Annotated in this window: 11 protein-coding genes and 1 pseudogene; 2 read left to right on the top strand and 10 right to left on the bottom strand. The window is 44.5% G+C overall.

Annotated elements, in window-relative coordinates; translation table 11 throughout:
• Positions 1-263: 263 nt before the first annotated feature.
• From WA407_RS12395 to WA407_RS12365, 7 genes are all read right to left on the bottom strand, one after another.
• Positions 264-626, bottom strand: a complete 363-nt coding sequence (locus WA407_RS12395) for a YmaF family protein (RefSeq protein ID WP_235307951.1) — start codon at positions 624-626, stop codon at positions 264-266.
• 278 nt (positions 627-904) lie between these two features.
• On the bottom strand, positions 905-2302 hold the full coding sequence (gene sufB / locus WA407_RS12390; RefSeq protein ID WP_013309556.1) for a Fe-S cluster assembly protein SufB: 1398 nt from the start codon (positions 2300-2302) through the stop codon (positions 905-907).
• A 30-nt stretch (positions 2303-2332) separates the two neighbouring features.
• Positions 2333-2755 carry a Fe-S cluster assembly sulfur transfer protein SufU gene (sufU, locus tag WA407_RS12385; protein WP_235307950.1) on the bottom strand — a complete coding sequence of 141 codons (423 nt, stop codon included), beginning with the start codon at positions 2753-2755 and terminating at the stop codon, positions 2333-2335.
• On the bottom strand, positions 2745-3968 hold the full coding sequence (locus WA407_RS12380; protein ID WP_235307949.1) for a cysteine desulfurase: 1224 nt from the start codon (positions 3966-3968) through the stop codon (positions 2745-2747). The genes sufU and WA407_RS12380 overlap by 11 nt, the downstream gene beginning before the upstream one ends.
• Positions 3965-5269, bottom strand: coding sequence for a Fe-S cluster assembly protein SufD (gene sufD / locus WA407_RS12375; protein ID WP_235307948.1), 1305 nt, complete (start codon positions 5267-5269; stop codon positions 3965-3967). Before sufD ends, WA407_RS12380 begins: the two co-directional genes overlap by 4 nt.
• Positions 5270-5292: 23 nt before the next feature.
• Positions 5293-6075: a Fe-S cluster assembly ATPase SufC gene (gene sufC, locus WA407_RS12370; protein ID WP_029516585.1), complete on the bottom strand. Its 783-nt coding sequence runs from the start codon at positions 6073-6075 to the stop codon at positions 5293-5295.
• Between the two features lie 450 nt (positions 6076-6525).
• A complete protein-coding gene (locus tag WA407_RS12365; RefSeq protein WP_069291579.1) occupies positions 6526-6996 on the bottom strand; it encodes a Dps family protein in 471 nt (156 codons plus the stop codon).
• Positions 6997-7310: 314 nt separating this feature from the next.
• On the opposite strand from WA407_RS12365, the gene mtnK reads away from it, so the two are divergent.
• Both mtnK and mtnA read left to right on the top strand, forming a co-directional pair.
• On the top strand, positions 7311-8534 hold the full coding sequence (gene mtnK, locus WA407_RS12360; RefSeq protein ID WP_235307947.1) for an S-methyl-5-thioribose kinase: 1224 nt from the start codon (positions 7311-7313) through the stop codon (positions 8532-8534).
• A gap of 5 nt (positions 8535-8539) precedes the next feature.
• Positions 8540-9649: an S-methyl-5-thioribose-1-phosphate isomerase gene (gene mtnA / locus WA407_RS12355; RefSeq protein ID WP_336077460.1), complete on the top strand. Its 1110-nt coding sequence runs from the start codon at positions 8540-8542 to the stop codon at positions 9647-9649.
• Between the two features lie 151 nt (positions 9650-9800).
• Here mtnA and WA407_RS12350 read toward each other — a convergent pair whose 3' ends face one another.
• The 3 genes and pseudogenes from WA407_RS12350 to WA407_RS12340 all read right to left on the bottom strand — a co-directional run bounded on the left by WA407_RS12350 (position 9801) and on the right by WA407_RS12340 (position 11970).
• Positions 9801-10103, bottom strand: coding sequence for a YunC family protein (locus tag WA407_RS12350; protein ID WP_235307946.1), 303 nt, complete (start codon positions 10101-10103; stop codon positions 9801-9803).
• 304 nt (positions 10104-10407) lie between these two features.
• Entirely contained in the window at positions 10408-10692 is a 285-nt protein-coding gene (locus tag WA407_RS12345) for a hypothetical protein (RefSeq protein WP_336077459.1), read from the bottom strand.
• Between the two features lie 19 nt (positions 10693-10711).
• Positions 10712-11970: pseudogene (locus WA407_RS12340) on the bottom strand (WXG100 family type VII secretion target).
• Between the last annotated feature and the right edge of the window lie 36 nt (positions 11971-12006).

Genomic DNA, 12006 nt, shown 5'->3' with positions numbered 1-12006 from the left:
ACTTCTACTGGATAGCTAACTCTCGTTGCCAACGTAAAAACACCTCCAAGGTTATCTCCATATCTTACGACATGGCTTGATTCTCTTGAAGGTGTTTTGATTTGTCTCACGTTATGGGGTCAGTTCCCATTTATGGTTAGCAGAGCTTTTTGATTTATTTCGAGTAATTTACACATCACCGAAAAATCGAAGACGATGCTCTCATTCTTTATGAGCAGCTGTTTATAACAATCATTACCTCAGCTTCGGTCAAACCACCGTCATTAAATAAGAGGTGCCTGAATTAATGTTGCAAAATTAAACTGGTGTACATGACCATCATTTAATGTAGTTTGGCCCGTAACAAAATGTACGTGTTTTCCATTTCCGACTGGAATAGCTGGTCCTGTTCTAATTTTTTTCAGATTATGAAAGTGGTTCACGAAATCAGTTTTTGTAAGATCGATTTCATGGACATGACTTCTTCCAACTCGAATCGCTTGCCCAGTAACACCTGCAAAGCGGTGGTTATGTCGGTCTGCGCCTTCTTCAGCCAGTTTGGTACTACCTTCAAATTCATGTACATGCCTCTGTGTCTGTTTAGAAGAGAGGTTTTTCTTCTCCACTCCAGTTTTATTCTTCTGCATCTGTTGGTATGCCTCCTTATGTTTATGTCACTCACAACATCCTATTAAGCAAACATACATAAGTGCTAGGCAAGTATCTGCGGTCCTAAGCATAAATTTTTTTATGTAGTAGAAAAAAGGCTTATGGACTTAGGCATCACAGAAAAAATAAAAGAAGACGAACTTAAAAAGTTCGCCTTCTATACTAGAGAAAATCCGAGTCAGCATAAATCGGCACGACTCCAATTTAACAGCTTTAGATTACCTTAAGAACCTTATCACACCAAGGGTACTGCGTTTTAACCGATGGAACCTTCCATTTCAAACTTGATCAAACGATTCATCTCTACCGCATATTCCATCGGCAGTTCTTTGGTGAACGGCTCAATAAAGCCCATAACGATCATTTGCGTTGCCTCTGCTTCAGTCAAACCACGGCTCATCAGATAGAACAGCTGATCTTCCGATACCTTGGAAACTGTTGCTTCGTGCTCAAGCGTGATGTCGTCATTCATAATTTCATTATAAGGAATAGTATCTGAAGTTGATTGATTATCCAAAATCAACGTATCACACTTGATATTTGATTTTGCACCTTGAGCCTGACGACCGAATGAAGCTAATCCGCGATACGTTACTTTACCGCCGTGCTTACTGATCGACTTGGATACAATTGTGGAGGTGGTGTCTGGTGCCAAGTGGATCATTTTCGCACCTGCATCCTGATGCTGGCCTTTGCCTGCAACAGCGATGGACAGGACCATCCCTTTCGCTCCACGGCCTTTCAATACAACGGCTGGATACTTCATCGTCAACTTGGAACCGATGTTACCATCGACCCATTCCATCGTTGCATTTTCTTCCGCAACCGCACGTTTGGTTACCAGGTTATAGATGTTTGGTGCCCAGTTCTGGATCGTTGTATAACGAACACGTGCGTTCTTCTTACAAATAATTTCGACCACCGCACTATGCAGCGAGTTCGTGCTGTAAATTGGAGCCGTACAGCCTTCTACATAATGCACAAAGCTGTCTTCGTCGGCAATAATGAGCGTACGCTCAAATTGACCCATGTTTTCCGAGTTGATACGGAAGTAAGCCTGCAATGGAACTTCACATTTCACACCTTTTGGTACATAGATGAAGCTCCCGCCTGACCATACCGCACTGTTCAGTGCTGCAAACTTATTGTCCGCAGGAGGTACAACTGTTGCAAAATACTCTTTTAGAATCTCAGGATGCTCACGCAACGCCGTATCGGTATCCATGAAAATAACGCCCTGATCTTCCAGTTCCTTTTGCATACTGTGGTAGACAACCTCGGATTCATACTGTGCAGATACACCAGCCAAAAACTTTTGCTCCGCCTCAGGAATACCCAGTTTATCAAAGGTTTCTTTAATTTCCGTCGGAACTTCTTCCCATGTCTTCCCTTGTTTCTCGGAAGGTCTTACATAGTACTGGATATCGTTGAAATCCAGTTCATCCATATCTCCGCCCCAGTTTGGCATTGGCATTTTTTCAAACTGTTTCAGTGCTTTCAGACGGAACTCCAGCATCCATTCTGGCTCATCCTTAATTTTGGAGATTTCCTTTACAATTTCCGGAGTGAGACCCTTACCTGTTTGGAAAATGGACTTGTGCTCGTCACGAAAGCCATATTTATACTCTTCCATTTCCGGTGCTTTCTTGGCCATGTTTCTCAAACCTCCTCTGTTCTATTTAAATTATTTATCTTCATCAATCCCTTTGCGCAGCGCGTTCCAAGCCAGTGTTGCACATTTGATGCGGGCCGGGAACTTATTAACGCCTGACAAAGCTTCCAATTCTTCATAATCATCGAATTCGACGGCTTCTCCCTTCATTAAAGAAGAGAAGCGGCTCGCCATATCCAGTGCCTGATCAATCGTTTTTCCTTTGACCGCTTCTGTCATCATCGAAGCTGAGGACATACTAATCGAGCAGCCTTCGCCAGTAAAACGGGCATCTTCGACCACGCCGTCTTTCGTTTTGAGTTGAAGAGAAATCCGGTCACCACACGTAGGATTATTCAAATCCACCGTAACGGCATCTTCCTCAAAACGTCCGCGATTGCGCGGATTTTTATAATGATCCATAATCACGCGTCGGTACAAGTCATCAAGTTGCATCGCCAAAATACTCCTTTGTTTGGATTAAGGCGCTGACCAAAGCGTCGACTTCCTCTTCCGTGTTATAGAGGTAAAAGCTGGCACGTGCAGTCGCACTGGCTTTCAACCAGCGCATCAATGGCTGGCAGCAATGATGGCCTGCACGTACAGCCACCCCTTTGCTATCCAGTACAGTAGCTACATCATGCGGATGCACATCATCCAGGTTAAAGGTTACGAGCCCGACATGACGTTCTGCAGGTCCGTAAATAGTCAACCCCTCCACTTCACGGAGACGTTTGAGGGCATAGTTGGACAGACGGCTTTCATGCTGCGCAATGGCGTCCAGTCCGATGCTTTCCAGAAAATCAATGGCAGCTCCCAAGCCAACGGCTCCGGCAATAATCGGGGTTCCACCTTCGAATTTCCAAGGCAGCTCCTTCCATGTGGATTCATACAATCCCACATCGTCGATCATTTCACCGCCGAACTCAATGGGCTCCATGTTTTCCAGCAGCGCCTTCTTGCCGTACAGTGCTCCGATCCCAGTAGGAGCACACATTTTGTGACCCGAAAAGGCATAAAAGTCAGCGTCGATGTCTTGCACGTCTACTTTCATATGTGGTGTGCTTTGTGCACCATCTATAACGATGACTGCGCCTTTGCGATGCGCAATAGCTGCAATCTCTTTGATAGGGTTCACAACACCAAGCACATTGGAGACATGCGCAATCGCTACAATTTTAGTGTTCTCTGTAATCGTATTCTCCACATCAGCAAGATCAACGCTACCATCCTCTTGAAGTGGAATATATTTCAAAGTCGCGCCTGTGGCTTTGGCTACCTGTTGCCACGGAATCAGATTACTGTGATGCTCCATTTGTGTGATGACAATTTCATCACCTGCCTGGCAATTAGCCCTGCCATAGGAAGAAGCGACCAGATTCAGCGCCGTTGTTGTTCCTCTTGTAAAAATAATTTCCTGACTGCGCTTTGCATTCAGAAAGCGGGCTACCTTCTCCCGCGCACCTTCATAAGCATCCGTTGCGCGGCTACCCAAGGTATGCACACCACGGTGAACATTTGAATTATCATATTCGTAGTAGTGCTTGATCGCCTCGATGACCGCCAGCGGTTTTTGCGAAGTGGCCGCATTATCCAAATAAACCAGCGGATGACCGTTAATCTCCTGATGTAAAATCGGGAACTGTTCACGGATCAATGCAGTATTCATTGGCCTAACTTCCTTTCAACAAGGCTTTGCAGCTGATGTTGAAGTCCTTCAAGCGGAATTTCAGATACGACAGGTGCCAAGAAGCCATAAATAATCAGACGTTCAGCTTCTGCACGGCTAATCCCGCGGGACATCAAGTAATACACTTGTTCACGGTTTACCTGACCAACCGATGCTGCGTGACCTGCCGTTACATCATCTTCATCAATCAGCAGGATCGGATTAGCGTCACCACGCGCTTTCGGGCTGAGCATCAGAACACGTTCCGTTTGCTGACCGTCTGCTTTAGTAGCACCTTTTTCAATTTTTGTAATTCCGTTAATGATGGAAGACGCTTCTTCACGCATTACTGCGCGCGTAATCATCTGACTGGCGGAATTTTTACCAAAATGCTGTGCTTGTGTCGTATAGTTCAGTTTTTGTGAGCCAGAACCTACAGCAATGATCTTGGCATCCGAATTGGAGCCATTGCCTTTGAGCACGGACATGGTATTGCTTGCTGTATTACCGTTGTTCATTTCGCCCACAATCCATTCGATAGCTGCGTCATTTCCCAACGTGGCACGACGAATCGAAATATCCGTTACTTGCTCCCCAAACTGATGAACTGTCGCATAACGTACTTTAGCTCCTGCATTTGCAACAACTTCTACCGCACCGTTATGAAGAACAGGTGCCGCCAAATCCGCAGATACATAGTTGTCTACGTACGTCACGGAACTATGGCTTTCGGCAATAAGCAGCACATGCGGCGCAAACGTTGCAGTCGCATCATCCGTCAGGAAAACAGCCTGAAGCGGAACGTTCAGCTCTACGTTTTTAGGCACATAAGCAAATACTCCACCGTTCCAAAGTGCTGCATGCAATGCAGACAATGAATTTTCTTCAGCCTTAATGACTGTGTTCAAATGAGCTTTAACCAAATCTGCATGTTCCTTAACCGCCGTTTGCAAATCCGTGAAAATAACGCCTTGCGCCGCCAGTTCCTCGCTCAGCTTCACGTATACCGCGCCGGAGTTGCGCTGAATAATCAGACCGCCCTCCTGCTGCTCTTTGACCAGATCAGCAATGGCTGCAGGAACCTGCTCTAGCGATGCAATGGCCTCGCTCTGTTTATGTTGACCGTAATCGTTTAAATTCCAACGTTCGATTTTTGTTTTTTCAAATACCGGAAGCTCCAGTTTGCCTGCAAGCTCAAGTGCTTTTTGTCTGTCTTCGGCCAGCCAAGACGGCTCGCCGTTACGTTCGGACAGAACACGCAGTTGCTCGGAATCTACCGGAAGGATTGTTTGTGTAGTCATCAGTTTTCCTCCTCGCTTCCGGCTTACGCCTCTTGTCCTACAGTTTCATCAACGATACCCAGCTCTTCCTTAATCCAGTCGTAACCGTCTGCTTCCAGACGCTCAGCAAGCTCAGGACCACCGGATTTAACGATACGTCCTTGCATCATCACATGTACATAATCTGGTTTAACGTAGTTTAACAGACGTTGGTAGTGAGTAATCACGAGGAAGCCACGATCTTCGGAACGCATGGCGTTCACACCGTTAGCCACGATTCTCAAAGCATCGATGTCCAGACCGGAGTCGATTTCGTCAAGAATGACAATTTTCGGATCAATCATCATCATTTGCAAAATTTCATTCCGTTTTTTCTCACCACCAGAAAAGCCTTCGTTCAGGTAACGGTGAGCAAACTCAGGATTCATTTCAAGCTCCTTCATTTTGCTTTCCATTTGACGGATAAACTTGATCAGGGAAATCTCTTGTCCTTCTTCACGACGTGCGTTAATCGCACTACGCAAAAAGTCGGAGTTCGTTACCCCTGCAATTTCACTCGGATACTGCATCGCCAAGAACAATCCTGCACGTGCACGCTCATCCACTTCCATATCCAGCACGTCTTCTCCATCCAAAGTTACTTTACCATCTGTGACTTCATATTTAGGATGACCCATCAAAGCAGACGCCAGTGTACTTTTACCCGTACCATTAGGACCCATGATGGCATGGATTTCTCCGCCCTTCATTTCAAGGTTAATACCTTTCAAAATTTCCTTGCCTTCAATGGTCGCTTTGAGACCTTCAATCTTAAAGTTTGTAGCCATATTCGCAATACCCTCCAAAAAATGTAGTGTGGTGTCGAAATCAGAAAGTATATTTAAACAGGGGAGCCCCCTGATTTCAAGCAAACATAATATTTAAAAATTTATTTATAATCATTCTAAACTGATTCTCAATGATTCTCAAGCTATTTTATAATAAATATCTTGAAGGGTGCAACCAACAGACACACGTTATCCAACTTTCTTCATAAAATGTTCACCCTACCAAGCACACAAATGGCAAAATATATCCTACGAATGGCCATATTATTATAAATTTGTACTAAAAACATGAGATGCATGATCTCTTTTCAGCCATAAAAACGCTACTGACAGCATGACGTCAGTAGCGTTTTACATGTAAAGGGTTTATTTCAGCGCGTAACCCCATCACTATGGAGTGGAATTAAATTCACCGAACTAGACATAAGTGATGAATCGAAATTCTGACAATTAGCCCAAATAAGAGCGAAGCATCCACATATGTTTCTCCAGATCCGCTTTATAACCGATCAGCAAATCTGCAGTTGGCTGGTCGGAATTGCTTTCCGCCAGTTCGATACCTTCCTGAAACTCCTCGCATACAGTTGCAAAATCCTCGATCAAGGTTTGTACCATCTTGGGAGCATCTTCGTTGCCGTTTGCTTCCTGAATCGACGACAGCTCCAGGTATTCCTTCAACGTTGCGGAAGGAGAACCTTTCAACGCGAGCAAACGCTCCGCGATCTCATCCATTTTCAATGTCACTTCATTGTATAACTCTTCAAATTTAACATGGAGTGTGTAGAAACTGGAGCCTTTCACATACCAGTGATAGTTATGAATTTTTACATATAACACATTGAGGTTAGCGACTTGACGGTTTAAAAGTTCTTCCACCGATTTGGTTTGCGTATTTTTCGAGTTACTTGTTGTTTTAGCCATCATAAATCCCTTCCTTTTTCATCAAATTGATTTTCAGGAACGTTTACGTATCCATCACCGTCATTGCTGACGGTAAGACGCCAGCGGGCATCCTAATATCACCTGCCGGACGTCTGTCTCATATTTACCCTCTCTATACGGAGTCGAAACAAAAAGAAGAGTACTCCTTTCTTCCTCTTTCAATCCCCATAAAAAAAATGTACAAAACTTCAATGATTTTCGTTATACTTTCTCTATCCTATCAAAATACTTGGTTTAATCTTGTGATATTTTTTGAACTATTTACATGCGCACAATTTATGGAGGTGACTTCGTTGTCCCAATATCATCCTTTAACGACCGAAGAAGCAATCGAATTCGTGAAGAACATCCCCGGATTTTTTAGTCAGGATGCCCGTCTGGAATGCCGAGAAATCGGTGATGGTAACTTAAATCTGGTTTTTCACATTACGGATTCTGAATCTAACAAGAGTATCATTGCCAAGCAGGCACTTCCCTATGTAAAAATTGTGGGTGAATCCTGGCCGCTTTCACTGGATCGTGCCCGTATTGAACGCGAGGCACTTCAGCAGGAACACCATATTTGCCCCAAATTGGTTCCTGCGGTACTGGCGTATGACGATGAGCTTGCGTTGACCGTGATGGAGGATCTTAGCTCACACACCATCATGCGCAAGGGACTAATAGAAGGAAACACCTATCCATATTTCGCTAATCATATTGGGGAGTTTCTAGCACGCACGCTCTTCTTCACCTCAGATTTGGGCATGAATCAGCAGGACAAAAAAGATCTGGTTAAGCGCTTTATCAACCCAGATCTCTGCAAAATAACTGAAGATCTGATTCTGGATGAACCGTATCGGTTCTCAGACAATAACAACTATGGTGCCTACATCGAAGACGAAGCAGAGGCATTACGTACAGATCAAGTGCTTCACCTGGAAGTGGCATTGCTGCGAGAAAAGTTTTTGACGCGGACAGAAGCGCTTCTGCACGGTGACCTTCATACTGGCAGCATTTTCGTAACGACCGAATCGACTAAAGTCATTGACCCTGAATTTGCCTACTACGGACCCATGGGCTTTGATATCGGAGCGGTGATCGCCAATCTGCTGTTGAACTACGCAGCTCAGCCCGGATGGACCTCTGGCGAGAAAGCTCTAAAGGAAAGACGTGACTGGCTTCTAGAGACTGCCATTCAGGTATGGGAGCAGTTTGAGGGTAGGTTCCGTAAACTGTGGGACGAGCATGTCACCGACCATATGGCACGTACAGCTGGATATCAGGACTTGTATCTCCAGAAAGTGCTGCAAGATACGATTGGTTTTGCAGGGTGCAAAGTGATTCGCCGTATCATCAGCCTGTCGCATGTGGCAGATATCGACACCATTGCCGATCCTGCTATCAAGGAAGCTGCGGAACGTCTGGCGTTATCTATCGGTAAATCCTTGGTTCTTCGCAATCGCGAGCTTCATTCGATTCGGGAACTGGGAGACATTGTTCGGACAGCAACAGCTGCCCAAACTAAAGGAGCTTAATGAATATGAGTGAAAAAAAAGATTCGGCACCCGTAACCTCCGGGAAAGCTGCAGTGTCCAGGCAGGCTCTATCTTCGCTGGTGTGGAAAGGTAACCATTTGTCCATGCTGGATCAGCGCCTGCTACCCGAAACGATTGTCATGCTGGATTTATTCACGGTCGATGAAGTATGGGATGGCATACATACCATGAAGGTACGCGGTGCGCCCGCCATCGGGATGGCTGCGGCCTACGGCGTTGTGCTGGGAGCTACCGCCTACGACGGCACCGACGCTGCTGGGTGGCTGGAGCATGTACATGCCGTGTGCGGACATTTGGCTACCTCACGGCCGACAGCCGTGAACCTGTTCTGGGCTCTGGACCGCATGAAGAAGCGGGCCGGGGAACTCATCGTTGAAGCTGGCGGAGGCCAGGTCGAAGACTGGAATGCCGGGCTGGAGCGTGAAGCCATAGCCATTCAGGCAGAGGATGAAGAAGTATGTCACCAGATCGGCATCCATGCTTTACCTCTGTTCGAGGACGGGATGGGCGTACTCACTCACTGCAATGCAGGCGGATTGGCGACAGCCAAATACGGAACAGCGCTCGCGCCGATGTACCTTGCGCAGGAGAACGGCATCCACCTCAAAGTATTTGCCGACGAAACCCGCCCTGTGCTGCAAGGTGCGCGGCTGACCGCTTTCGAGCTTCAGCAGGCAGGCATTGATGTCACCCTGCTCTGTGACAATATGGCGGGCATGGTGATGTCCAAAGGATGGGTACAGGCCGTTATTGTCGGCACAGATAGAGTCGCTGCTAATGGAGATGTGGCCAACAAAATCGGCACCTACAGTCTAGCTGTGCTAGCGAAGGCGCATGGCATTCCTTTTTATGTCGCTTCCCCACTATCTACCATTGATTTGCAGACCGCAACAGGCGCAGATATTCCGATCGAGGAGCGTTCTGCGGAGGAAGTTACCGAAAGCTTTGGTAAAAGGACCGCCCCGCAGGGCATCAAAGTCTACAACCCAGCTTTCGACGTTACACCTCATGAGTACATTACCGCCATCATTACCGAAAAAGGAATTGTGCAAGCACCCTTTAGCGAGAGCCTGACCAATTTGTTTGCCGAATAATTGTTCTTACAGATCATATAGTTCGTATATAATTCAAAAAATTCTTCTCGATAGAATAGAACTTTTCATAGAAAAAAACCGGAGCCAAAAAGTCCGGTTTTTTTCGGTTCTTGTTCCTCTACTTTTATGCAACATATGCACATAGGCTTCATTACACCAGTTTCAATAATGCTTCGTAGCCTGGCATCCCCGGCTTAATCCCCAGCTGCTCCGCTTCTGTCGTCACCGATTCCATCGGCGCTTCCAACAATTCTTTCAGCGTTTTTACCCCTACAGCTCGTGCGGCAAGAATTTTCCGATCCGCCAGCCGCTCATTGAGCAGTCCAACATCCAGTGCACCACACATGATGTAACCACGGGAGTTGGAGATAGTCAGCAGCGTTGTTTTAGGCAGTTTGACTTCGACTCCGATAAATGTATGCTCACCCACTTGTACGGTTTCCATGTGTATCATGGTTATTACATGCACCTCCTCTTTGTTCACCCGGGATATTTTATGCAGCATTTCCGGGTAAGTGTGGACGCTCGTGGATACGTTCAAAATATCATGGTGAATAACTATAACTCGAGGGGGCCTCCTAACTTTGGGCAAAATTCAGTACAATGTTCTTTTCGTTTAGTTGTTTAAATATTTTGTAGGCGTAAGTTCATTGTTTATATTTACAACACTATAAATAAAGATAGGAGTATGCGATTCGCATACTCCACTTTTTCAGATGCCTTAATTTATTTTATGAAAATCGCAATACATTATAAATCTACAGTAATTGCACTACTTTTGTCCCCTTTTTTATATCTTTAATATTTTCCGAATCCTTTACACTAATACCAATGAGTGGAAGGTTAGCAATGGAAAAAGAAATGCTAATATCCAATACGTCCAGTTCACATTTCGTCCCATCTAACTTATCTACTTGTATTTTTGAACCTATCAAACTTTTCAAATTGGTATAATCCGGCTTATCTAATTCAATATTTGTTCCAACTAAAATAATTCCTTTATTGGGTGTTTTAATGATATCGTCTAACTTCATAATCTCCAAAAGAACATCTCCATTCTAACTAACGTTCATGTATGAACAGTATATCTTTAACTTCCCTAATTTTGATACCTTCGTTTTTTAATCTAGTAATTCCATCTCTTAAAAGCATGATTCTTTCTAATTGAGTCAAGTCAGGAGCAAATCTTGCAGCTCGGATACTTGCTTGAGCTTCGTCAAGTGCAAAGTTCCTAGTTATAACATTAAATTCATCATCCATAACTTGAAAGGATTTTCCGGCTAGTCCTGCTTCATAATGCCCGACAACTTCATGAGCTATTGTTCCATGACCAGTAATCCGGCTATTAGCTGCTAATTTACCTGTGGCATTAGAAGGAAGTACATCATTATTTATATTAAGAATCGTATCGAATAATAATCCTGTAGGAGAAGTATCATTAGGCCCCGCTACACGGATATTTTCTTCTGGCATTCCTATTTTTTTGCATACTGAGTTAAACTTCCAATTTGTGCTTCAGTTAAAGGCACTTCATTACGCAGGCCATTAGTATCTATAATTTTTCTTGTATTGTCCGCACCTTCTATTATTCGGGTAGTTCCATCTTTTAACGGAGTATATTTTACAGACCCCGATAACCCAATTTTAGGTTTAATTACTGAACTAACTCCTCCAAGTAATCCAGCAGTACCGATCATATTAGCCCAGTGTTCCTTTGACCACGCATTGGTAGGATTAAATGCTCCCTGAATCATACCCGTTACTCCAAATGTACCGAAATTGAGCATGTCATTCCATGAATCGTTTTGTTTAGCTGCCCGTTCCATGTATCCTTGATACATTCCTTTTGGAATACCATAGGACATATAATCTAAGAAGCTCCAAACTGAATCAAACTTTTTCTCATAGCGCACTGAATTAGCGTCTACAAAATCCTGACCTAGTTCAGTTAAGCTATCTACTGATTTCTGGAATGCATTTCGTGTATCTGGAGCAGGAACAGCACATGAATTCGGTGGAGGTGGTAAACAACTTGCGTCAATGTTACCTGCTTCCATCAAATCTGCTAATCTGAATTTATCTGCATGGTGACGTAATTCCCTAGCAATAGAATCCGTCAAGGTAACAAAGTCATTCATATTCTTCTGAGAGGTTTGGAAGGAATAGTAAAAGTGCTCTTTAGTCAGTCCTTCCCACAATTGCCCCATAGATGAAATTTGTTGTACTAAGTTACTATTCATTTGAGTTGCCGTTTGCTGTGCTAACTCAAACTGCTTGGAGACAGACATAAGCTGTTCTGGTGTCACTTTAATGGTTGTCATAATATACCTCTAGTTTGAGTTCGTTATGACATAATA

This window comes from Paenibacillus sp. 203, from assembly GCF_037027525.1.
GTDB classification, from domain to species: domain Bacteria; phylum Bacillota; class Bacilli; order Paenibacillales; family Paenibacillaceae; genus Paenibacillus; species Paenibacillus polymyxa_B.
This window is presented reverse-complemented; position numbering and strand designations above follow the sequence as displayed.